The following is a 20,261-nucleotide window of genomic DNA, read 5'->3' as shown; positions in this document are numbered from 1 at the left end:
CTCGTTATCCTCCGTACCGCCCGTAGCCCGACGCGAACCGAAGCTGGATGTACATCAGAACCGACACGACGACGAACAGAATCACGGACTGCGCGGACGCCAGCCCGAGGCTGTTGAACTGGAAGGCGTCGCGGTAGAGCTTGAATATCAGGAAGTTCGTGGCGTCGCTCGGCCCGCCGCTCGTCATCAGGTCGACGAGCGGGAACGTCGAGAAGAACGCGTATATCGTGTTCATGACGACGAGGAACGTCATCGTCGGCGCAATCATCGGCACGTACACCTTGTACAGCATTCTGAACCGACCGACGCCGTCGATGCGCGCGTTCTCCGTCAGTATCTCGGGGATGTTGTTCAGCGCGGCGACGATGAAGATGATGTTGTAGCCGAGTTGTTTCCAGACGGCGACGACCGCGAGGATGGCGAACGCCTGCGGGCCGTCGTTGAACCAGTCCAAGGTGAGCGGCGTCAGGAGTTCGAGGTAGTGGGTGAAGATGCCGAGATTCGGGTGGAGAATGAAGTTCAGGAGAATCGCGGCGACCGCCGGCGGGAGCGCGTACGGCCAAATCGCGGCGACGAGATAGACGGACGACCGAACGTCGACGGAGAATATCAGGTAGCCGATCAGCAGCGAGACGCCGAGCGTCCCGAAGACGACGACCGCCGCGAACGCGACCGTGATGAAGAAGCTGTACTGGTAGGTGCCCGACGTGAGCAGGGTGACGAAATTCCCGAGCCCGGTCCACGTCTGTCGCTGTCCGAGAAACAGCGTCTCGTAGAGACTGAGGCGGAACGTTTCGAGCGCGGGGTAGTACAGAAACGCGACGAGTACCGCAGCTGTCGGGAGCAACAACAGCGCCGCCTGAAGCGTCGAATCGTACGGTTTTGTGGCAGTAGACATGTGGCTGACGTGTCGGGGAGCCTACTGGCTCCCGTCGTAGTTGCCGTTGTACCCGGCGAGCGCCTCGCCGACCTGCGTGTCCATCCGCGACAGTCCCTCCTCGACGCCGAGTTGGTCGTTGATGATGCTGACCGATATCTCCTCGTTAATCGACCGGGTCTTGGGGAACACACCCATCACCGCGCCGCGAGTCGCGGGCGTGTCTTCGGTGTCTTGTAGCTGGTCGAACGCCGTGCTGAAGTTGGGGTTGTTCTCGAACCAGCCGTCGTCCGTGAGCTGGTCGATGGAGCTCTGTCGGACCGGGAAGTAGCCGCTGTTGCGGTGCCAGCGCGCCTGCTGCTCGGTCTGGGTGACGTAGGCGATGAACTCTCCCGCGGCCTGCTTTTTCTCGTCGGAGAGGGCGTCGGGCACCCACAGCGACCCCCCGCCGATGACGACGCCGGTGTTCGCGCCGTCGGGCGTCGGCAGGTAGCCGGAGCCGAGTTCGAAGCCGTTCTCCTTCGCGCCGGACTGCATCGAGACGATGTTCGACGTGGAGTCCCACAGCATCGGCACCTTCTGGGTGAGGAACGCCTGTCGCGCTTCGCCCCACGCCTCGATGCCGGGGTTGAGATAGAGACCGTCTTGGGCCATCCCCTTCCACCAGGAGTAGACGCTGCGGCCCGCCTCGGAGTTGAAGAACGTCTGGTCGGGTCGACCGTCGCGGCCGTTCTCTTGGTTCACGAGCACTTGGTCCTGTTTGGCGAACTGCTGTTCGACCTGCATCCAGGTGTGGTTCGGCCAGCTGATTCCGCTCTCCATGTCGGTCTGGTCGACGATGGTCTGTGCGGCCTGCCGGACCTCCGCGAGGCTCCGCGGCGGGGTTTCGGGGTCGAGGCCCGCCTCCTCGAACGCGCTCTTGTTGTAGAGCATGATGGTGTTCGAGGAGTTGAACGGCATCGAGTTCAGCGTCCCGTCCATGCGGTAGTAGTTCAAGACTGACGGCAGGAAGTCGTCGAAGTCGATTTCCTCTTCCGGCAGAATCTCCTCGACCGGCGTGAACGAGCCGCTGTCGAGCGCGAGTCGCGTCCCGACCTCGAATATCTGGACGATACCCGGCGGGTCGCCGGCCCGCGACGCCTGCAACGACTGGTTGAGGTTCTGCCGGTAGCCGCCGTTGTTGACCGCCTCGATGGTGATTCCGTCGTTCTGCTGTGAGAACTCGGCGGCCATGTCTCCCAGCGTCTGGCCGAGTTCGCCGCCGAAGATGTGCCAAAACGAGACGGTCACGTCCTGCGCGCCGGATGTCCCGGCCGTCGTTCCCGACTGTTCGGTGCTCCCGCTTCCGCCCTCGGTCCCGGTCGGTGAGTCGCCCCCGCCGCCGGAACAGCCCGCGAGTCCCGCGACGCCGACGGCCCCCGCCGTCGCGAGGAATCCGCGCCGACTGGTTGTGCGTCCGGTAGCTCGGTTCGTCGTTTCGGCTCGCTCGCCGATAGGGCCATTTTCAGGCATGTACTGGGACATATCCGAACACATAATTTAAATTTTCCTATTATTTGGAGTATAATTAGACATATGTTGTTCTCTGGTGTGGCTCGTACCGCTCTGATTGGGGTATAAAAAGGTGGTCGACGGCCTCGGGCGTCGAGTCGGGTTCACGAGCACGCCTCCGGGGCGACGACATCCCATCGGTCGACGGTGAGGGCGTCCACGCCGAGCGACCGGAGGGTCGTCGCGGTCGCTTCGTCGTCGACGGTCCACGCGTCGACGAGCAGGCCGGCGTCGTGCGCGCGCTCCACGAGGTCCGAGGAGGTACACAGGCCGTGTTCGACGTGGACGAACTCACAGCCTCGTTCTGCCGCCCACGTCAACTCCGCGGACGCGTCGTCGCGGAACGAGTAGCCGACCTCGGCCGGCGTCGGCGTCTCCAGCGCGATATCGACCGCTTCGCGCGACGGCGACGAGAAGACGACCCGCTCGTCGAGTCCCTCGACGGCCGCTAAGGCGTCTTCGACGAGGCCCGGGTCGCGGGTGTCGAGGTTCATGCCGGTGCCCGCGGGCCACGCCTCGACCACCTGGTCGAACCGCGGAATCGTCGCCTCCGAGCCGTCGACGCGAAGCGCCGTGAGGTCGTCGACGGCGGTTTCGTCGAGTCGACCCGCGGCCGTCGTCAGCCGCGACAGGTCGTCGTCGTGAAACGCCACCAGCTCCCCGGAGCCACAGCGCATCACGTCCACCTCGACGAGGTCGACGTGGGGCGCGGACCCCTCGATTGCGGGAATCGTGTTCTCTGGATACTGGCCCGCACAGCCTCGATGCCCGATAGTGAGCATACGATACGTCATCGACAACGACTTATCAACCGTACTATGATAGCAACGTACTGAACAGATTACTATTGAGACAACATAGCAGTCACAATATACGAGCCCCGGCCACGTCGGTGCATGGTGAACGACCGCTACCTGTGGACCGCGATTCGGGCGGCCGAGGTCGCCGGCGACGAGTTACGGGCCCGGTTCGAGTCGAGTTCGCGCGAGCGGTTCCGCGACCGCCCGGCGGACGAAGCCGCCGAAGCGCGAATCACCGACGTGATAGCCGCCGCCTTCCCGGACGACAACGTCGTCTCCGAGGAGGGTTCCCCGGAGTTCCGCCCGAAGCCGCGCTGGGTCGTCGACCCGCTCGACGGCACGGTCAACTTCCACAACGGCGTGCCGCACTTCTCCGTCTCTATCATGTACGAGGGTGCGACGCGGCCCGACGTCGGCGTCGTCAACTACGTCCCGGCGGACCAGTTGTACGTCGCAATCGAGGGCGAAGGCGCGTTCGTCAACGGGCGGGAACTCTCGGTTTCGAACGCCGCCGAGCTGTCTGAGGCGCTCGTCGTGACCGGGTTCGACTCGCTGGCCCGAGCGAACGGCGACGGCGCGTACCTCGAAGCGCTCTGCGAGTCGACGCGAGGCGTTCGCCGGATGGGGTCGGCCGCCGCGGAGTTGGCGCTCGTCGCCGCCGGCCGCTTCGACGTGTACTTCGAGCAGAACCTCGATATGTGGGACGCGCGGACCGGCCCGCTTCTCGTCCGCGAGGCCGGCGGCGAGGTGACGCACGTCGAGGCGATAGACGACGTGACCGGCGACACCGTCGTCGCGTCCAATCAGGCGCTCCACCGGCAGGTCATCTCGCTCATGTCCCGGCACAGCGCGCTCGGGTGATGTGGCGCGTCTCGGGCGGCGGTTCGGCGGTTCGGTGGTTCGGCGGTTCGTCGATTGGGCGGTTCAGGGTTCGACGGCTCGGCGGTTCGTCAGCCCCTCAGCCGTCTCTCGCTTCTCGGCGCTTGACGGCGTCCACGTCGAAGTCGTTGACCGCGCGGTTCGGTTCGAGGCCCGCCCGCTCGACGACCTCGATGTCGGCCGCCGGCGACTGGCCGTCGGTCGTCAGGTAGTCGCCGGTGAGGACGCCGTCCGCGCCGGCCTCGAACGGCAGGTGTTGTTCGTCGGGCGCGAGATTCACTTCCCGCCCGCCGGTCAAACGGACGCGCGCGTCGGGGTGGAGCAGTCGGTAGACTGCGACGGTCTTGACGAGTTCCGTCGTCGTGATGTCGGCGTGGTCGGCGTCGCCGAGCGGCGTGCCGGGGACGGGGTTGAGCACGTTCACCGGGAGCGACTCGACGCCGACTTTCTGGAGTTCGAGAGCGGCGTCGACCCGGTCCGCCGGCGTCTCGCCCATCCCGAGGATGACGCCGGCACAGAGGTCCATCCCGGCGTCTTTCGCCCGCCGGAGCGTCACGAGTCGGTCCTCGAAGTCGTGGGTTCCGACCACTTCGTCGAAGTACCGCGGCGAGGTCTCGATGTTGTGGTTGTAGTGGTTCACGCCCTCCGCAGAGAGGATTCGCGCCTCCTCCTCGGTGAGCAGGCCGAGCGAGGCGTCGATTTCGACGCTCGTCTCGTCGCGGACGAGTCGAATCGCCGCCAGCACCTCCGCCCACTCGTCGGGTCGGCGCTCCTTCGAGACGCCCTTCTCGGCGACGACGATGCCGAACCGCTGTGCGCCGTCGCGTTCGGCGCGCCGCGCGGCGTCTAACACCGCTTCCGGCCCGAGAAAGCCGTGCGTCTCGATGCCGGTGTCGAAGTGCGCCGACTGCGCGCAGAAGCCGCAGTCCTCGGCGCAGTCGCCGGCCTTCGCGTTGACGATGGAACAGGCGTCGACGGTCCCGTCGGAGCGGACGGAGCGGACGTAGTCGGCACCCGCCGCGAGGGGCTCGACCGGCTGCGCGATGAGCGCTATCCCGTCGGTCCGGTCGAGTTCGTCGCCGTCGAGCACCCGCCGCACCGCGTCGTCGACAGTCGGGTTCCCAGTCTCGTAAACCATACTCAACTACTCAGTTGACGAACTCAAAAATCCGTTGTCTCGTCGACATCCGTCTTCCCGACGAGAAATGCTCGCCCGTGTGTGGGACGGCCGACCCCTCGGGGGCCGCCCGGCCACGTTCGCGCCCGCGGATGCGTCACTCACCGAGCGGCGTCGCTCGGTTCCACGGCCGTCTGCTCGTCGTCGGACTCCTGTATCGACTCGTACTTGCCGCGGTAGTACAGCCACCCGAAGACGAGCAGCGTCAGGGGAAAGAACACGAGGGCGACGAGCGCCGCCGGCGGAAACAGGACGAACAGCGCGAACGTCTGCCACGAAACGAGTGTGTCGCGTGCCATGCCCGATAGTTAGCATTGGGTTGACATGTGTATTCGGGAACGATTCCGGTCGGGTCGAATCGGATTTCCGGGGATTCTATCGTGTCTCGGCGACCGGAACGGTAGTCACTTTCACCACCTTTTATTTTGTTTGAGTCGAAGTAGCGGTAGTGACTGATATCTCAGATTCTCTTCGGCTCCTTTTCGAGACGTCGGTCGAGCGAGACGGCGACCGTTACGTGGTGTCGATTCCGACCGAACTCGTCGAAAACGGGTCGATTTCGACGGAGGAACTGTACCGCGTCGCGCTGCTTTCGAGTCCGCACGCCGCGTCGGCGACCGAGGCCGCTGTCGAATCGGCGGCGGCGACGACGACGGAGACGACGGCGACGACGACCGCTGACGACCGCGACATCGATTCGGACCCCGCTCGGGAATCCGCCGCCGACACCGCGTCTGGACCCCGCGAAGCGCACTCTCAGCCGCGACAACCGCCCGTCGCGGAGGGCGACGTTCGGTCCGTCATCATCGACACGCTCGGTGACCAAGGCGACGGCATCGCGAAGGTCGAACGCGGCTTCGTCATCATCGTCCCCGGCACGGAACCCGGCGACCGCGTCGAGGTCGAAGTCACCGACGTGAAACAGACCGTCGCGTTCGCGGAACCGGTGGACGGCGCGAGCGTCTGACCCGCGGGTCCGAACGCCGGCTCTGCCCTCGTGGTTGGTATATTCCAAACGAGACCACATTAGGCTCGGAACCTTCACTGAAGAGCGTGGAATCGTCACAGAGACGGCTTCCAAACGAGACCACATTAGGCTCGGAACCGTAGCCGCCGATACCATTCTATGTCCGAACGAACGTTCCGTCACGCCTCTACGCTATCCGACGATGCGCGAGCCGAGTCCCATCGAACGGACCGCCCGGCGTCCGAATCGGGCGATGACGCCGACATGGACGCCGCCGACGTGCAGTCGCGGTCGGCGGCGCACGAACCGATGGTGTCCGACCATCCGGCAGGGAATCGCGCTGTGGGCGATTATCGCGGTCGGCTGGGCGGTCATCCCCGCAGACCATCCGATGCAGATTGCCGTCGCTATCAGCGGCGTGTACGCCTCGCTTCTCCTGCCGACGGCGCTCTACTTCGACTACCGGGAACGACGCGCCGAATCGAGCGCCGAGGGGAGAGTCCGCGAAACCGCGGGCGCACTCGCTGACCGCGTCCGCGACGCGCTGCCGGGTCGCGGCAGTTCGACTCGCGCGTCGTCGTCGTGTTCGTGCAACCGCTGACGGCGTGAGAACGGCGTCGCGTCGCCCGCGGCCGAACCCGCACAGTCTGAATGGGTCGAACGGGTCGAACAGTCCGAACGGGGCGTCTGAAAACGACGCGAATCGAAGAAAGAACCGTCTTCTCGCGCTCGAAACGTCCGCTTAGGCGGTCGACCCGACGGCCCTTTCGCCCGATTTCTGGGTCGCTTCGAGGAGTTCGCGGTAGCGGTTTCTGATGGTCACTTCGCTGATGTCGGTCACGTCGCTCACCTCGGACTGCGTCAGTCCCTCGTCGGCGAGGAGCGCGCCGGCGTAGATGGCCGCCGCCGCGAGTCCGACCGGGCTCTTGCCGCTGTGGATGCCCTGCCGCTTCGCGTTGTCGAGGAGCGACCGAGCGCGGCGCTCCACGTCGTCGCTCACGTCGAGTTCGGAGACGAACCGCGGGAGGTACTGCGCCGGGTCGGCCGGCTTCATGTCCAGCCCCAGTTCGCGGGAGACGTAGCGGTACGTCCGGGTGAGTTCCATCTTGTCGACGCGGGAGACGCGCCGCACCTCGTCGAGGGAGCGCGGGACGCCGGCCTGCCGAGCGGCGGCGTAGATTGCGGCGGTGGCGACGCCCTCGATGGAGCGGCCGGGCAGCAGGTCGTCGTCGAGCGCGCGGCGGTAGATGACCGAGGCGGTCTCGCGGACGGTGTCCGGAAGCCCGAGCGCCGAGCCCATCCGCTCGACCTCACCGAGCGCCTGCTTGAGGTTGCGCTCTTTGGAGTCGCGGGTGCGGAACCGCTCGTTCCACGTCCGGAGGCGCTGCATCTTCTGGCGCTGTCCCGTCGACAGGGAGTTGCCGTAGGCGTCTTTGTTCTGCCAGCCGATGTTAGTCGACAGCCCCTTGTCGTGCATCATCGTCGTCGTCGGCGACCCGACGCGGGATTTCTGGTCGCGCTCCGCGGCGTCGAACGCGCGCCACTCGGGGCCGCGGTCGATTTCGTCCTCGCGGAGGATTTCGCCCGTCTCGGGGTCGACCCACTCGCCGTGCTGCTCGTCGTAGACGAGGTCGGTCCGCTCCGCGACCGCCGCCTCGGCCGATTCGGTCTCGGCCTCGCCCTCGTCGCGCTCGTCGCCGGACTGTCGGGCCTCGGGTCCCGCCGCCGGTGCCGACTCGTCTCGCATCGAACGCCAGTCGACGTGTTTCGTGTCCATTGAGTACCTCTGTATTCCGGACCCAGGGTAATGGGCTCTCGTTTGGAATATACCAACTGTGTTCGTTCCCGGAATACGCGACCGGGAGACATCGACCGCTCGCACGTCGGTTGCCGCGTCAGTTATCCGCCCTTTTCGGCCGCGAGAGCTATCGAATCACGACAACACGCTCAGCGCTCGACGCCGAAGCCCTCGTCGCGGAGCGCGGCTTCGAGGCGCTCGCCGTGTTCGCCCTGCAGTTCGATGCGCCCGTCGGTCACGGTCCCGCCGACCGCGAGCCGTCGCTTCAACGTCGACGCGAGGGCGTCCAGTTCGTCGGCCGGGAGGTCGAGACCGTCGACCACCGTCACGGGCTTGCCGTACCGTCGGGTGTCGACGCAAATCGACGCGCGCTGGTCCGCCCGCGCGAGGTCGTCGCCGATTCCGAGGTCGTCCGGCAGGCCGGTGATGTCGCTGAAAGTGTCCTTTCCCACGCATCTACGTACGCGTCCGCGGCGTATCAGGGTGTGGTTGGAATGTTCCAACCGTTCTGCGGCCGTCTCTCGTCGAGCGTCCGGCCCGGGAGTCGCCGGTCAGGCGCTCGCTTCGAGCTTTTCGGGGTCGACGCGGTCTTCGACTTCGGTGCCGAGCGTGCCGGTGACGAACTGCCGGGCCAGCCACGCCTCGGCGCGGGTCAGGCGATACTGGAGCGTCGAGTTCGGGATGTCGAGTTCCTCCGAGATTTCTTGGACGGTGTGCTGGCGCGGCGTCTCGTAGTAGCCGAACTCGACGGCGGCTTCGAGCGCGGCCTGCTGTTCCGGCGGGAGGCCGTCGGCGGAGACGCTCTCTTCGAGCCAGCACTCGGGTTCGCTGATGCGCTGGACGCTCAGCGAGAGGCCGTCGCTGAGGCTGTCTTTGACCTCCTCGTAAATCTCGCTCACCGTGTCGTCGTCGGAGATGAGCAGTCGCCACTGGTTCTGTGCCCCCCGGCGTTCGGCCTGCATCAGGAGGCCGTCGCCGATGTGCTTCGCGGCGACGTGGGGAATCGACTGAATCCCGTCGCCCTCCTCGCGGCAGGAGTAGACGATGCGCCCGTTTGGCGTCTCCGACAGCACCTCGTACTCCCACTCGACGACCGGCGCGCCGCACATCCCGAGGACGCCGTTGCACCGGGTGGCCTGCTCGATGACCTCGTCGAACGCTTCGAGCGCCTCCGTCGGCCCGGTGAGGCGGTCGAGTCGCCACATCGACTCGCTCGTGGCGTGTATCGCCATGGTCTTGGAGTGTAAGTCCGGGTTCTCGATGAACAGGTCCATCACCTCGTCGGCACCCCGCTCGTACTCGACGGTGAAGACGAATTCTCGCATGAGTCTTCCCTAGTTCCCCGAGGCCTATATTCTTGGTTGGTATGTTCCAACTCCGTCCGCGGTTCGGGATTCCAACTCGCGGGCCGGGTCGTCCCGGTCGCCGCGTCGCCCGCTCAGGACTCGTCGAACGGCGACCGGGCGTGTTCGGGAACGCTCTCCGGGCGGGCGATGAGGTTCTCTCGGCCGAGATTTATCTTCGCGACGGTTCCCTCGTCGGCCATCCGCGAGAGGACGCGACTCACCTTCGATTTCGACCACTCCGTTCCCTCGACGACTTTCGACTGCCGGAGTTGGCCGCCGTTGTCGTCGAGGAGCCTGAGGACGCGCGTCTCGTCGTCGAGGAGTTCCTCGGCGGCGGGGGAGCCGTCGGCGGGGGAACTGTTGGCGGCCGACTGCGCACGCGCCGCACCGCCGCCTCCGCCAGTCTGGACCGCGTCCGCCGACGCTCCGTCGCCTCGGCCGTCGACGTGGTCGGCCGCGCGGGCGCGAACGTCGGACAGCCTCGCTCGCGCGTCGCTGTCGCGGACTCGCACGCCGACGACGAGCAGGGCGACCGCGATGGCCGCGACCGCGAGGACGAGCAGCCAGCCCTCGCCGCCGAGTTCCAGCGACCCGACGACCGCCCCCGGTGCGGCGTTCGGGTCAGTCCCCGCTTCGACCTCAGCACCGTCGCCGCGGCCGTCGCCGTCGGTGTCGCCGCGGTTCGGGTCGGTCCCGATGACGTTGACTTCGCGCCCGTCGTCGAGACCGTCGCCGTCGGTATCCGCCTCGGTCGGATTCGTCTCGTAGCGGTTGACTTCGGGGCCGTCTTCGAGGCCGTCGCCGTCGGTGTCGGCGGCGGCGGGGCTCGTCTCGCGGACGTTGACCTCGGGTCCGTCTTCGAGGCCGTCGCCGTCGGTGTCGGTGGCTGTCGGGTTGGTTTCGTAGCGGTTGACCTCCGCGCCGTCGTCGAGGCCGTCGCCGTCGGTGTCGGCGGTCGTCGGGTCCGTGCCGTGGGTCGTCACCTCAGCGCCGTCGTCGAGGCCGTCGCCGTCGGTGTCGGTCTCGGTCGGGTTGCTCCCCTGCTCGTTGATTTCGACGCCGTCGCTGAGGTCGTCGCCGTCGGTGTCCGTGCTCGTCGGGTCGGTCTCGTAGCGGTTGACCTCCGCGCCGTCGGGTACGCCGTCGGTGTCGGTGTCGGCGACGAGCACGTCCGTGCCGCGGTCGAGTTCGTCCCGGTTGCCGAGGTTGTCGCCGTCGGCGTCGCCGGCCGGCGCGAGCACCGTGACACCGCGACTCGCCTGCGCGACCGGCTCGCCGCCGTCGCCGGGTCTGACGACCGCTGTTACGGTGCGCTCGCCGGTCGCGTTCGCCGGCCACGCTGCGAACTCGAAGCCGACGCGCCGTTCACCGGTCGCGTTCGCCCCCTCGCTTCCGAGCGGTTCGCACCCCAACAGCATCGTCGAGCCGTCGTCGCGGTCGGTCTGCAAGCAGACCTCGGTGTCGTTGCCGTCTCCCGCGACGGTCACCGAAACCGTCGAGGGTTGCCACGAGGCGACGTACGGCCGGCCGTTCTCGGTCGCGACGACGCCCGGGCCGCCGTGGTCGACCGCACGCACTTCGACGCCATCCGCGGCGACGACGACCGGCGAGACGGCGACCGCGACGACGAGTAACGCCGCGACGAGCGTCCATCCGACCCCCGAGACGCGTTTGACTGGCATGTGTTTGTTCTTTATCTGTCGACTCTGCTAGTGTATAATGTTTTGTTTATCTGTTTATTGAACATTTTTACAACTATTCGGACAGTCAATTCGGTCTGAATGTTTTCATATACTGTATTTTCTCCCCGTCCGGGGCGTCGGTATCGACAGTCGCCACCGGGGTTCACAGGCGGGTCTATCGCTTCTCGATGTCGTTCGTCGCCGTCCGCGACCGCTCGCCGCCGCCTCTCGCCGGGTCGCTCCGCAGCGACGAGACAATCGCCGTACTGGGCCGCCCTCGTCGGCCCTCGGTTGGCTGGCGAACGTTCCGTTAATCCGACTGAAACGGTCGAAACAGTCGCTCGAAACGGTTGTTCAGGGAGAGAACGGTCGGGACGACTCTCCCCCATTATCATCCGCCGAGCGAGACTGCTGACTGCGATGCGCGAAACGCTCACTCGACGGCAGTTCGGTGTCGGCGTCGCGGTAGCGACCGTCGCACTCGCCGGCTGTACGGACACGGGCGGTGGTGGTGGTCCCGTGAACGGTACGAACGGCACGGACGGCGAACCCGCGGTCGGCGGTACCGAGACGACAGCCGAGACCGGTGGTGTCGGGACGACGACCGAGGACGAGACGACGATAGCGACGACAGAAGACGAGACGACGACGATAGAGACAACCGAGGAAGAAACGACGGAAGACGAATCGACGACCGACGACGGAACGACCGACGACGAGATGACGGAAGACGAGACGACGACCGACGACGAAACGACCGAGAACGAGACGACGACCGACGACTCGGCGTAACGACCGCGGTCGACGACCCGCTGGCGCACGCGCCGCGAGCGAGGCACGGCACGCTCGACTGGTACACCCGACTGCTCGTGCCCGCGGCGGCGCTCACCCCTCCAGCCCCCCACGACACACTCGCTCCCTGTCCCTTCGCGGGACAGCCGAATCCCCCTGACGCACCCTTCACGTTCGGTCCCCTTGACGCACACCTCCTCGACGTGCCCTCCAGCACGCTCCCCCTGTGCCCTCCAGCACGCTCCCTGCGCCCTCCAGCGCACTCGACCGACGTGCAGTCACCGACTTTTCGGACCCCAATCGCGTTCCGTCCCGGTGGCGCACACTCCGCGGAACATTTACCCGCCCGCTCGCTACTCGGGGTATGGACGCAGACGACAACCACCGCGGATGGGCCGAGCGTTCCGGCGACTTCTCGCCGGAGTACTACGCCCAAATCGGCCCGAACGAGGTCAGTGAGACGCTCGCGACCGTGTTCGAGCACTACGCGGCGGAGGACGCGTCGATTCTCGAACTCGGATGTAGCTCCGGTCGCCACCTCGCACACCTCCACGACCGCGGCTACGAGGACATCACCGGCATCGACATCAACGACGACTCCTTCGAGGTGATGGCCGAGTACTTCCCCGAACTCGTCGATACCGGCACGTTCCTCACCGGCGCAATCGAGGACCTGCTCCCCGACTTCCCCGACGACAAGTTCGACGTTATCTACTCCGTCGAGACGCTCCAGCACGTCCACCCCGACGACACGTGGGTGTTCGAGGAAATCGCCCGCGTCTCCTCGGACCTCGTGATAACCGCCGAAAACGAGGGCAACGGCCCGACGCGCGGGCGCGCCGGCTCCGAGGTGAGCTACGTCAACGACGACTTCCCGCTGTATCACCGCAACTGGAAAGACGAGTTCTCGGACCTCGGCCTCGCCCAACTGCTCTGCGAACCGGGCAAGCGCGACACGGTTCGCGTCTTCCGGGTTCTCTGACGCCCCGCGCTCGGCTGCCACACTCACAACTTGTTTCAATGAAGCCGGCGAACAGGGCGTGCTGACCATGTACACGATGTCCAGCGACGACTTCAGCGTTCATCAACAGGACTGCGACGAGGCCGGGTCCGGGATTCCCATCACCAGCCTCCCGGACGAAGTCACCTCTCTGGACGACCTGCCGTGTTCCTGCTGGGACGAGGTCGACTCGTTCGACGAACTCGACTGACGGGTGGGACGAGGGCATCTGCTGGCATCTCGCAGGCCGCCGATATGTCTCGTGAGTCGGTTGACGGGGCGACGACGCGGTCGGTCGTGATACCCGCTTTCAGAGTCGGTCGAGGTCGAGCGGCTCCGCCGCCTCCCAGTAGCGCTCGAACAGCTCGTCGGCCCACGTGAGCACCTCCGGTTCGGTCACGTCGATAGAGGCTTGGAGGATGCCGCTGTCGTCGCGGAGGAACAGGTGGACCGTCGAGTCTGCGATGGTCGCCGCCATCGGAATCGGCTCGTCGGTGATGCGGACGGCGGCCGCGTCGGCGTCAAGGAGGTCGCGGAGCTGTTCGCGCAGTTGGGAGTCGTGGGCGAGCGCGTCGATGGCGTCCGACGAGAAGACGCCCTCGAACCGCTGGTCGCCGGCGGCGGTCCGCTCCCTGACGATGTCGAGGTTCTGTTCGTTGAAGGCGTACGAGAAGATTCGCACGTCCTCGGCCTCGCTCAGAAGGGTCACGGCGCGCTTGACAGGCGCGTTCGGCCGGACCTGACTCGGCGTGGTAATCGTCGCCTCGGTCAGGTGTTCGAGGTCGAACGTGATGGCGTCGGTCGGGAGCCACTCGACGACCGGCCGGAGCTTGGCGTCGGTGTCGAGGATGTCGACGAGGTCGTCGAAGCCCCGCGAGACGAGTTCGCCCGTCACCGTCGCCCGGTACGCGCCGTCCTCGCGGACGAGCCACGACCGGTCTTCGAAGTCGCTGAGAATCCGGCCCATCGTCGGCTGTGACGCTCCGGTGCGCTCGACGAGTTCGCGTCTGGAGTGCGGCCGCTCGGCGAGGTACCTGAGCGCGTCGACGCGGTTCTGCGAGAGTGCGAGGAACTCTATCTCGTCTAATGCCGACTCCATGCACCGGGGTTGTGCGCGCCTCGGTAAACCTCTTTCGCGTCTCGAAATAATTTCACACCATGAATCATGCTCGACCGCCGCGAACCTTTCTTGCCATGAATTAATTTCTGAATCAAACTATACGTGGGGGAGTCGTACGTGTATCCAAGATGCGTTCACTTCACTCTGCGTTCGGTCTCTCGCTCGGAGGTGTGGGTCGGTGACGGCGACGCGCCGGCGGCTCGTCCTGTTCGTGCTGACGGCGTTCTTCTTCGGTGGGACGTTCGTCGCCGCGAAGGCGGGTCTCGACTACCTGCCGCCGCTTTTGTTCGTCGCGCTCCGGTTCGACATCGCGGCGGTGCTGCTCGTCGGCTACGTCGTCGCCACCCGCTCCCGCGCCGAACTGCTCCCGCGGTCGGTCCGCGACGTGGTCGGCATCCTCGCCACCGGCGTGTTCGTCATCGGCCTCGCCAACGCCCTCCTGTTCGTGGGGCAGGAGCACGTCTCCAGCGGCGTCGGGTCGATTATCTTCAGCCTCAATCCGATTCTGACGCCCGTGTTCGCCATGGCGCTTCTCGCGGATGAGCGCCTCTCCACCCGGGGCGCGCTCGGGATGCTCATCGGCCTGCTCGGCGTCGGCCTCGTCGTCGGCGTCGACCCCGCGAACCTGCTCGACGGCGAGGCGCTCTGGAAGGGCGTCGTCTTCCTCGGCGCGGTCAGCGGCGCGCTCGGGACCGTGCTCATCCGCTGGGCCGACACGTCGCTTTCGAGCACCGTCCGCACGGCGTGGGCGCTCCCCGTCAGCGCGGCGCTCACCCACGGCATGAGCGTCGCTTCCGGCGAGTCGCTCGCCGCGGCTACGTGGTCTCCGACGGCGCTCGTCGCGCTCGCCTACGTCGGCGTCTTCGCCGGCGCGGTGGCCTACCTCACCTACTTCGGCTTCCTCGACGACGTGGGGCCGATTCGCGGCAACCTCGTCTTCTACGCCGTGCCCATCGTCGCGACGCTCGGGGGGACGGTGCTCCTCGGCGAGTCGATTTCGACGCTCACCGTCGTCGGCTTCGCGACTATCTTCACCGGCTTCGCCGTCCTCGCGACGGAGTCGCTCCGCGGTACGGTCGTCCGCGTCTACGACGAACTCGGGTCCCGCGTGGCCGGTCTCGCCGGGGCCGCGGCTCCGGGCCGCGACTGAGTCGCTGACGAGTCGCAGACCGGTCGCTCGCGGAACGACGATGACCGGGTAGAAATGTAGGGGCGGACCATCGGGCGGCAGTCCGAGGGGGCAGGGTCGGAGTACCGTTGGCACGGGATGGGCCGCCTGTCTGTGCAGATATGTCACCTGTCCGCCGACCAGACAGCGTCGTGCGGACATGTGGAAATCGCCAGCTCCCTAAGTAGTCTTTTTGGCCGACGCCTCGAAAACCAGCGGACTGCGACGTGGTCCTTCCGATTTTCGCACTATCTATCGGAGAGCGCGACCGCCCCGAGCGCGGCAATCAGACAGCAGTTCCCGACGCCGACGAGGAACAACGCGTTCCAACCGGACGTATCGACGACGAGGAGCGCCGCGAACGCCGCGATACCGAGGGCGAACAGGAGGACACCGAGATAGCGGTCGTACCGCGGGTCGTAGTCGATTTCGGCCAGACGCAGGAGCGGTCCCGGTTCGGGCGGCTCGTCGCTCCGAGCGTCGCGGACTTTCCCGCGGAGATGCAGGAGCACCATGCCCGTCGCAACGGTCCAGACGACGCCGGCCGCGAGGTTGACCTGCGGGCCACCGAAGGCAACGGCAAGTCCCACGAAGACCGACGTGGCGGCTATCGCCCCTGAAACGGCGGTCTCGCTCGGTCCCGTCATTCGAAATCCAGCCGGAGATAGCTCGTTCCGTGCCGGTAGTTGTACGCCTCGACCACGACGCCGAATGCCGAAAGAACCGCGAGAACGGCCCACAGGAGATTCGACAGCGCGCCGCTGACGTATCCGCCGGCGAACAGGAACGTCGTGTACACCGCGGAAGCGAGCGGGAAGGCGGGGTGTTCACGGACGGTATCGACCGCGCCGGCGGCCATGTAGACGAGCGTGAGCAGACCCATGGCGGCGAGCACCGGATCGACCGGCCCGTCGATGAGCGTCGCCAGACCGACGAAGACGGCGGCGACGGCCGCGAGCACGGCCACTCGCCACCGGCTGACGCCGGCGGGCAGAACGGTGGAGGGCATCGCCTTCCTATCGACGTGCTGACTTTTTGAGTGTTTGGGAGCGCGGTCGTCCCGCTCTCAGGCCTTCCGCAGGCGGACGACGAAGACCGCGCCGCGGGGCTCGTTGTCCTCGACCCACACGTCGCCGCCGTAGCCGCTGACGATGGTGTCGACGAGGTAGAGGCCGAGGCCGGTTCCGGGGCTTTCGAGCCCCTTTTCGCCGCGGCCGAACACCACCTCTTTTCGGTCGTCGGGGATGCCCGGTCCGTTGTCGGCGATGCGGACGAGCGCGTCGTCGTCGCGGACCTCGACCGACACGTCGATTTCGGCCCGGTCGGTGTCGTTGTGCCGCACCGCGTTCGTGAGGAGGTTGCGGAAGACGGTCCCCAGCATGTCGTCGGCGACGACGGTCACGGTCGACGGCTCGTCGGGGAGCGAGACCGACGCGTCGGCGGTTCCGTCGCGGACCGCGCTCGCTTCCGCCCAGAGCGGTCCGGCGAGCGTCGTCGGGCGATTCGTCTCCTCGTCGTCGAGCATCGTCGCCATGAGGTTCCGGACGTTCACCGTGAGTTCGGTGGCGTGCTCGCCGTTCCTGATTATCGTGTCGAGGCGCTCGCGCAGCGCCTCGTCGTCGACCGACTCCTCGACCAGTTGCGCGTTGCCGAGGATGACGGCCATGTCGTTTCGGATGTCGTGACGGACGATCTGATTGAGGAGCGTGAGCTTCTCGTTTTGGGAGAGAATCGTCTGTTTCTGGCGGTGTAACTCGGTCACGTCGCGGAGGACGATGACCCACCCGACGGTCTGGTCGCCCCGTTCGAGTCGCTGGGAGCGGGCGCTGAGATACACCGCTTCGCCGCCCTCTCGGGTGGTTTCGATGCTGTCGTTTTGTTCCGTCGTCAGGTCGAGGTCCGGCGAGACCGCGGTGACCGGGTCGCCGACGGCCGCGCCGAAGCGCTCTAAGAGCGCCGCACCGCGGGTGTTGACGTGGACGATTCGCTTGTCCGCGTCGAGGACGAACACGCCGTCGGGCGACTCCTCCATCGCGGTCGTGTAGGCGATGGGCGGCAAGTCGAGAAACCGGTAGCGAAAGAGCGCGATGCCGATGGCCGCGGAGGTGACTGCGGCCGAGGTCGGAACGAGGTTCACGCCGTCGCTGTTGAACGGCGGGATTCCGAGCGAACTGCACGCGACGAAGACGAACGGGGCGGCGAGACCGACGCTCACCAACACCGCCTGCGGGATGTACGTTCGACCCAGTCGGGCCGCTTCGTAGAGGATGAGCACGATAGCCAGCACGGAGAGCACCGCGTTGTAGAGCAACTGCAACACGACGTGACCGAGACCGACGTCGACCCGCAGGACGACGAGACCGTTCGCCTCGACGAGGCGCGTCGCCTCGATGGCGAGGCCGTTCGGATTCGCAAACAGGACCGCCAGAAAGACGGCCGGCACGGTCATGACCGCCGCGACCAGTCCGGGCGTGATTCGGCTGACCCGGTCGGTGTGGAGGAGCGTAAAGAGGAACGCGAGCGCGCCGAGCGGCGCGACGCCGAAGTAGAGAAACCGGTAGAAAAGCAGCTTCAGCGCCGGGTCGGTCTGCAGGAGTTTGAGCGCCGCAAACCCGGTCCAGAGGGCGAGTCCGACGTTCACGGCGAAGAAGGTAACGAGCTCGGACGACTGCCCGTGGGCCTGCATGTGCCGGAGGCTGTACGCCCCGAGTAGGACCGCGGTACTCATCGCAAAGAGGGTCGGAAGGACCAAAACGGTGTACTGCCAGTCCATCTCTCACCGGGCCCGACCGCTGCTCGCGTCCATCGGTGCGTGTTCTGTGCCCGCTCTGGTATTTAGAGGTGTCTGTTTGCGAGCGATTATTCCCGTCGCTGTCGGCGCAAACCAAACGAACATTCCATGTTTCTCGGGCTGCCGCCCGGACCCGTCACCCGAACAGCTTATCCCGGTCGATGTGCCACGGACGGCCGAACCGCCGTGACCGAGACGACAGACGAGACGAGTGCGGACCCCGTCACGGTCCTCCTCGTCGACGATAACCGCGACTGGCTGGCGCTCGTCGTGCAGCGACTCCGCGAGGAGGCCCCCGACTTCGACGTTCGGGAGGCCAACAGTCCAGAGGGCGCGCTCGACCGCCTCACCGACGACGTGGAGTGCGTCGTCAGCGACTACTACATGCCCGGTCGGACGGGCATCGAGCTGCTTTCCGAGGTCCGCGAGCACCGACCGGACATCCCGTTTCTCCTCTTTACCGGCGCTGGCAACGAGGGACTCGCCAGCAGCGCGCTGTCGGCCGGCGCGAACGACTACATCGTCAAGACGAGCGTCGGAGACAGCGCCGCGGCGCTCGCCACGCGCGTCCGAACGGCCGTCGACAAGCACCGGACCGAGCGCGCGCTTGCCGAGAGCGAGGCGCGCTACCGGACGCTCGTCGAGAACGTCCGCGACGCCATCTTCGTCGCCCGCGACGGCGGCGTCGTCCTCGTCAACGAGGCGGCGACGACGCTCACCGGCTACGACCGCGCGGCGCTCACAGACGGCGACATCGTCGAGACGGTCGTCCACCCCGACGACCGGGCCCGCGTCCGCGACGCGCTCGACCTGTCGGCCCCGCGGTCGCTCGACATTCGCATCCGCGACCGCGCCGGCGAGACGCGCCACTGCATCCTCGACGTCGACTACGTCGTCGACGACGGGCTGCCGGGGTCCATCGGCGTCCTTCGGGATATCACGGCGCAGGTCCACCACCAGCGCCGACTCGAACGCGAACGCGACACGAAGGAGGCGATTCGGGAGATTCTCGTCCGGCAGTCCTCGCGCGTGGAGGTCGCGGAGTCGTTCTGTCGGTACATCGGGAGCGACCCCGACGCCGTCGTCGCGTGGGTGGGCGAGCGGACCGCGGGCGGCGGGCTCGACCCGCTCGCGGTCGTCGGCGACGAGCCGTACCTGCGCACAGCAGGCGTTCTCGACGCCGACGCGGCGGCCCGGCGCGACTCGACCGAACCGAGCCTGACCGCCTTCCGCGAGGGCACGACGGTCGTCCGCGGCGTCGAAGGCGTCGACGGACGCGAGTCCGACGCGCCGGCGACCGCCCCCGACGCCGGGTGGACGGCGGCCGCCGGCGCGGACGGTATCGAAACCGCGGTCGCCGTCCCGCTTCGGTACGGCGGCGTCGACTACGGCGTTCTCGGCGTCTACCGCCGCGGTGCCGACGACGACCGGGAGCGACGGCGACTCGAAGAGTTGGCGGAGACGCTCGGCTACGCCCTCAGCACCGCCGAGAGCCGCGAGGCGCTCGTGGCCGACGAGGTCGTCCGCGTCAGCCTCCGCGTCCGCGACGCCGACGCGGGGATTCTGGCGGTCGTGGACGCGCTCGGCCGCGACGCGGAACTCGTCGTCCACACGGTGTTGCCACGCGGCGACAGCGAGCGCTACTTCGTGACGGTTCGCGGCGCGTCCGAGGCCGCGGTGACGGACGTGCTTTCGAGCCTCGACGGCGTGACCGCCGGTGCCGTGACCGCCGACGGCGGGGTCGTCCGGGCGCAGTTCGACACGGCCGCCCCCTCGCTGGGGACGGCCGTCGCCGACGCGGGCGGCGTCCTCCACCGCGTCGTCGTGGCCGCCGGCGAGGCGACCGTCGTCGTCGACCTCCCCCGGCGGCGACCGGCCGGCCCGTTCGTCGAGGCGCTCGCGGCCGTCTTCGACAGCGTCACCATGACCGCGCGGAGCCACCGGACCGTCGAGTCCGATATCGGCGCGAGCGTGCTGGCCGGCCTCACCGACCGACAGCGCGAGTCGCTCGAAGTCGCGTACCGGACGGGCTACTTCGAGCGCCCGAAACGCCGGAGCGCCGCCGAAGTCGCCGAGGCCATCGGCGTCTCGCGGTCGACGTTCACCCAACACCTCCGGGCGGCCCAGCGGAAGGTCTTCGCAGAACTGTTCGACGGCGAGCGCGGCGGTCGGTGAACCGACCGCTCCGATACGCGTTCGTCGGTTCCTCCGCGCTCACGTGCCGAGCGCTATCACGTCGCTCGGTTCTTGTCGGATACCGCATAGTGGTGGTATCGGGTTATTGCCGCGTAATCGAGTAGAGATGTCTGAAGG

21 protein-coding genes are annotated in these 20,261 nt (G+C 67.0%); 8 read left to right on the top strand and 13 right to left on the bottom strand.

Annotated elements, in window-relative coordinates; all coding sequences use genetic code 11:
* Nucleotides 1-4: 4 nt before the first annotated feature.
* The 3 genes from DVK03_RS14440 to DVK03_RS14430 form a co-directional block, all read right to left on the bottom strand.
* Entirely contained in the window at nt 5-898 is an 894-nt protein-coding gene (locus tag DVK03_RS14440) for a carbohydrate ABC transporter permease (RefSeq protein ID WP_004041246.1), read from the bottom strand.
* 21 nt (nt 899-919) lie between these two features.
* The gene (locus DVK03_RS14435; RefSeq protein ID WP_115803716.1) at nt 920-2,401 is read right to left on the bottom strand and encodes an ABC transporter substrate-binding protein; all 1,482 of its coding nucleotides are present in this window, start codon (nt 2,399-2,401) and stop codon (nt 920-922) included.
* A gap of 131 nt (nt 2,402-2,532) precedes the next feature.
* Complete coding sequence (locus tag DVK03_RS14430) at nt 2,533-3,210, bottom strand: glycerophosphodiester phosphodiesterase (protein WP_115803656.1); 678 nt, start codon at nt 3,208-3,210, stop codon at nt 2,533-2,535.
* Between the two features lie 114 nt (nt 3,211-3,324).
* Between DVK03_RS14430 and DVK03_RS14425 the strand changes: the two genes are divergently transcribed.
* Nucleotides 3,325-4,089 (top strand): inositol monophosphatase family protein, encoded by a 765-nt coding sequence (locus tag DVK03_RS14425; protein WP_008610349.1) that lies wholly within the window; start codon nt 3,325-3,327, stop codon nt 4,087-4,089.
* A gap of 97 nt (nt 4,090-4,186) precedes the next feature.
* On the opposite strand, the gene bioB is transcribed toward DVK03_RS14425, so the two are convergent.
* Both bioB and DVK03_RS14415 read right to left on the bottom strand, forming a co-directional pair.
* Nucleotides 4,187-5,245, bottom strand: coding sequence for a biotin synthase BioB (gene bioB / locus DVK03_RS14420; protein ID WP_115803657.1), 1,059 nt, complete (start codon nt 5,243-5,245; stop codon nt 4,187-4,189).
* Between the two features lie 140 nt (nt 5,246-5,385).
* Nucleotides 5,386-5,583 (bottom strand): hypothetical protein, encoded by a 198-nt coding sequence (locus tag DVK03_RS14415; RefSeq protein WP_004041251.1) that lies wholly within the window; start codon nt 5,581-5,583, stop codon nt 5,386-5,388.
* A gap of 149 nt (nt 5,584-5,732) precedes the next feature.
* Here DVK03_RS14415 and DVK03_RS14410 point away from each other — a divergent pair, with 149 nt between their 5' ends.
* Together DVK03_RS14410 and DVK03_RS14405 are read left to right on the top strand one after the other, a co-directional pair.
* Nucleotides 5,733-6,251, top strand: a complete 519-nt coding sequence (locus DVK03_RS14410) for a TRAM domain-containing protein (RefSeq protein ID WP_004041252.1) — start codon at nt 5,733-5,735, stop codon at nt 6,249-6,251.
* 202 nt (nt 6,252-6,453) lie between these two features.
* Entirely contained in the window at nt 6,454-6,852 is a 399-nt protein-coding gene (locus DVK03_RS14405; RefSeq protein WP_233521827.1) for a hypothetical protein, read from the top strand.
* Nucleotides 6,853-6,993: 141 nt separating this feature from the next.
* Here the strand turns inward: DVK03_RS14405 and DVK03_RS14400 are convergent, their stop codons facing one another.
* The 4 genes from DVK03_RS14400 to DVK03_RS14385 all read right to left on the bottom strand — a co-directional run bounded on the left by DVK03_RS14400 (nt 6,994) and on the right by DVK03_RS14385 (nt 11,077).
* Nucleotides 6,994-8,028 (bottom strand): transcription initiation factor IIB family protein, encoded by a 1,035-nt coding sequence (locus tag DVK03_RS14400; RefSeq protein WP_115803658.1) that lies wholly within the window; start codon nt 8,026-8,028, stop codon nt 6,994-6,996.
* 170 nt (nt 8,029-8,198) lie between these two features.
* A complete protein-coding gene (yciH, locus tag DVK03_RS14395) occupies nt 8,199-8,501 on the bottom strand; it encodes a stress response translation initiation inhibitor YciH (protein WP_115803659.1) in 303 nt (100 codons plus the stop codon).
* 99 nt (nt 8,502-8,600) lie between these two features.
* Nucleotides 8,601-9,374, bottom strand: coding sequence for a helix-turn-helix domain-containing protein (locus tag DVK03_RS14390; RefSeq protein WP_004061890.1), 774 nt, complete (start codon nt 9,372-9,374; stop codon nt 8,601-8,603).
* A gap of 113 nt (nt 9,375-9,487) precedes the next feature.
* Nucleotides 9,488-11,077, bottom strand: a complete 1,590-nt coding sequence (locus DVK03_RS14385; protein WP_115803660.1) for a MarR family transcriptional regulator — start codon at nt 11,075-11,077, stop codon at nt 9,488-9,490.
* Nucleotides 11,078-11,497: 420 nt separating this feature from the next.
* On the opposite strand from DVK03_RS14385, the gene DVK03_RS14375 reads away from it, so the two are divergent.
* From DVK03_RS14375 to DVK03_RS20125, 3 genes are all read left to right on the top strand, one after another.
* Nucleotides 11,498-11,869 carry a hypothetical protein gene (locus DVK03_RS14375; protein ID WP_004061893.1) on the top strand — a complete coding sequence of 124 codons (372 nt, stop codon included), beginning with the start codon at nt 11,498-11,500 and terminating at the stop codon, nt 11,867-11,869.
* A 364-nt stretch (nt 11,870-12,233) separates the two neighbouring features.
* Nucleotides 12,234-12,851 carry a class I SAM-dependent methyltransferase gene (locus tag DVK03_RS14370; RefSeq protein WP_004061895.1) on the top strand — a complete coding sequence of 206 codons (618 nt, stop codon included), beginning with the start codon at nt 12,234-12,236 and terminating at the stop codon, nt 12,849-12,851.
* Between the two features lie 67 nt (nt 12,852-12,918).
* Nucleotides 12,919-13,080, top strand: a complete 162-nt coding sequence (locus DVK03_RS20125) for a hypothetical protein (protein WP_004041260.1) — start codon at nt 12,919-12,921, stop codon at nt 13,078-13,080.
* Between the two features lie 99 nt (nt 13,081-13,179).
* Here DVK03_RS20125 and DVK03_RS14365 read toward each other — a convergent pair whose 3' ends face one another.
* Entirely contained in the window at nt 13,180-13,968 is a 789-nt protein-coding gene (locus tag DVK03_RS14365) for a winged helix-turn-helix domain-containing protein (protein ID WP_115803661.1), read from the bottom strand.
* Between the two features lie 199 nt (nt 13,969-14,167).
* Between DVK03_RS14365 and DVK03_RS14360 the strand changes: the two genes are divergently transcribed.
* Entirely contained in the window at nt 14,168-15,139 is a 972-nt protein-coding gene (locus DVK03_RS14360; RefSeq protein ID WP_115803662.1) for a DMT family transporter, read from the top strand.
* Nucleotides 15,140-15,405: 266 nt separating this feature from the next.
* Here the strand turns inward: DVK03_RS14360 and DVK03_RS14355 are convergent, their stop codons facing one another.
* From DVK03_RS14355 to DVK03_RS14345, 3 genes are read right to left on the bottom strand one after another with little or no spacing between them, the layout of a single operon-like run.
* Nucleotides 15,406-15,804 carry a hypothetical protein gene (locus DVK03_RS14355; RefSeq protein WP_115803663.1) on the bottom strand — a complete coding sequence of 133 codons (399 nt, stop codon included), beginning with the start codon at nt 15,802-15,804 and terminating at the stop codon, nt 15,406-15,408.
* Nucleotides 15,801-16,166 carry a phosphatidate cytidylyltransferase gene (locus DVK03_RS14350; protein WP_115803664.1) on the bottom strand — a complete coding sequence of 122 codons (366 nt, stop codon included), beginning with the start codon at nt 16,164-16,166 and terminating at the stop codon, nt 15,801-15,803. Before DVK03_RS14350 ends, DVK03_RS14355 begins: the two co-directional genes overlap by 4 nt.
* Before the next feature lie 57 nt (nt 16,167-16,223).
* On the bottom strand, nt 16,224-17,930 hold the full coding sequence (locus tag DVK03_RS14345; RefSeq protein WP_115803665.1) for a histidine kinase N-terminal 7TM domain-containing protein: 1,707 nt from the start codon (nt 17,928-17,930) through the stop codon (nt 16,224-16,226).
* A gap of 204 nt (nt 17,931-18,134) precedes the next feature.
* On the opposite strand from DVK03_RS14345, the gene DVK03_RS14340 reads away from it, so the two are divergent.
* Nucleotides 18,135-20,123, top strand: coding sequence for a helix-turn-helix domain-containing protein (locus tag DVK03_RS14340; RefSeq protein WP_115803666.1), 1,989 nt, complete (start codon nt 18,135-18,137; stop codon nt 20,121-20,123).
* The last annotated feature ends 138 nt before the right edge of the window (nt 20,124-20,261 follow it).

Source organism: Haloferax sp. Atlit-109R (genome assembly GCF_003665865.1).
GTDB classification, from domain to species: domain Archaea; phylum Halobacteriota; class Halobacteria; order Halobacteriales; family Haloferacaceae; genus Haloferax; species Haloferax volcanii.
This window is presented reverse-complemented; position numbering and strand designations above follow the sequence as displayed.

What these genes read in the sequence shown, in the direction of transcription:
- DVK03_RS14440 (WP_004041246.1), bottom strand. Translation starts at nt 898, where the DNA reads ATGTCTACTGCCACAAAACCGTACGATTCGACGCTTCAGGCGGCGCTG.
- DVK03_RS14435 (WP_115803716.1), bottom strand. Translation starts at nt 2,401, where the DNA reads ATGTCCCAGTACATGCCTGAAAATGGCCCTATCGGCGAGCGAGCCGAA.
- DVK03_RS14430 (WP_115803656.1), bottom strand. Translation starts at nt 3,210, where the DNA reads ATGCTCACTATCGGGCATCGAGGCTGTGCGGGCCAGTATCCAGAGAAC.
- DVK03_RS14425 (WP_008610349.1), top strand. Translation starts at nt 3,325, where the DNA reads ATGGTGAACGACCGCTACCTGTGGACCGCGATTCGGGCGGCCGAGGTC.
- bioB (WP_115803657.1), bottom strand. Translation starts at nt 5,245, where the DNA reads ATGGTTTACGAGACTGGGAACCCGACTGTCGACGACGCGGTGCGGCGG.
- DVK03_RS14415 (WP_004041251.1), bottom strand. Translation starts at nt 5,583, where the DNA reads ATGGCACGCGACACACTCGTTTCGTGGCAGACGTTCGCGCTGTTCGTC.
- DVK03_RS14405 (WP_233521827.1), top strand. Translation starts at nt 6,454, where the DNA reads ATGCGCGAGCCGAGTCCCATCGAACGGACCGCCCGGCGTCCGAATCGG.
- DVK03_RS14400 (WP_115803658.1), bottom strand. Translation starts at nt 8,028, where the DNA reads ATGGACACGAAACACGTCGACTGGCGTTCGATGCGAGACGAGTCGGCA.
- DVK03_RS14390 (WP_004061890.1), bottom strand. Translation starts at nt 9,374, where the DNA reads ATGCGAGAATTCGTCTTCACCGTCGAGTACGAGCGGGGTGCCGACGAG.
- DVK03_RS14385 (WP_115803660.1), bottom strand. Translation starts at nt 11,077, where the DNA reads ATGCCAGTCAAACGCGTCTCGGGGGTCGGATGGACGCTCGTCGCGGCG.
- DVK03_RS14375 (WP_004061893.1), top strand. Translation starts at nt 11,498, where the DNA reads ATGCGCGAAACGCTCACTCGACGGCAGTTCGGTGTCGGCGTCGCGGTA.
- DVK03_RS14370 (WP_004061895.1), top strand. Translation starts at nt 12,234, where the DNA reads ATGGACGCAGACGACAACCACCGCGGATGGGCCGAGCGTTCCGGCGAC.
- DVK03_RS20125 (WP_004041260.1), top strand. Translation starts at nt 12,919, where the DNA reads ATGTACACGATGTCCAGCGACGACTTCAGCGTTCATCAACAGGACTGC.
- DVK03_RS14365 (WP_115803661.1), bottom strand. Translation starts at nt 13,968, where the DNA reads ATGGAGTCGGCATTAGACGAGATAGAGTTCCTCGCACTCTCGCAGAAC.
- DVK03_RS14355 (WP_115803663.1), bottom strand. Translation starts at nt 15,804, where the DNA reads ATGACGGGACCGAGCGAGACCGCCGTTTCAGGGGCGATAGCCGCCACG.
- DVK03_RS14350 (WP_115803664.1), bottom strand. Translation starts at nt 16,166, where the DNA reads ATGCCCTCCACCGTTCTGCCCGCCGGCGTCAGCCGGTGGCGAGTGGCC.
- DVK03_RS14345 (WP_115803665.1), bottom strand. Translation starts at nt 17,930, where the DNA reads ATGGACTGGCAGTACACCGTTTTGGTCCTTCCGACCCTCTTTGCGATG.